The sequence below is a fragment of the Priestia sp. VA7 genome, assembly GCF_055710015.1.
The window spans coordinates 1-474 of sequence record NZ_JBVQPN010000043.1 but is presented as its reverse complement, the minus strand read 5'-3'; the positions used below and the strand labels follow the sequence as shown (position 1 = coordinate 474).

Annotated in this window: 1 protein-coding gene; it reads left to right on the top strand. The window is 33.1% G+C overall.

Annotation, left to right across the window (positions count from 1 at the left end):
* A partial coding sequence (locus AC0C45_RS30055) for a glucosaminidase domain-containing protein (RefSeq protein WP_472929329.1) occupies positions 1 to 369 on the top strand: 369 nt, incomplete at its 5' end.
* Positions 370 to 474 lie beyond the last annotated feature (105 nt).

Sequence of the window (474 nt, the reverse complement as noted above, 5' to 3'; positions counted from 1 at the left end):
ATTTTGATTGCTCAAATTCTTTTGGAAACCCATGATGGAAAAACATTACTAGCGTCTAAGTATCATAATCTTTTTAGCAAGAAAGCAACTCCAGGACAAGCAGCCATTACCCTAAAGTCCCCTAAACAAACCAACCAAAACGTGAGATATGCTATTTATAAAGATGATGCTAGTGCAATTAGAGATTATTTACGAATGCTTCGGCAGGGCAAAGAAGTTGATAAGCGTTTGTATCGTAATCTTGCTACAGAAAAAGGGTATAAAGCACCAGCTAAAAGTTTACAAAAGTATTTGCATTATACTGATAAAACCTATGCTAGGCGACTAATTCAGGTCATTGAAAGTAACGATTTAACAAACTATGACTGAAATTAGCACTCTTTATAAAAGAGTGCTAATTTTTTTGAGTTTTTTTCTTGACATGTCTCCCATAAAGAGTATAATAGAATTATAAATTAGCAGTCTACTAAATAG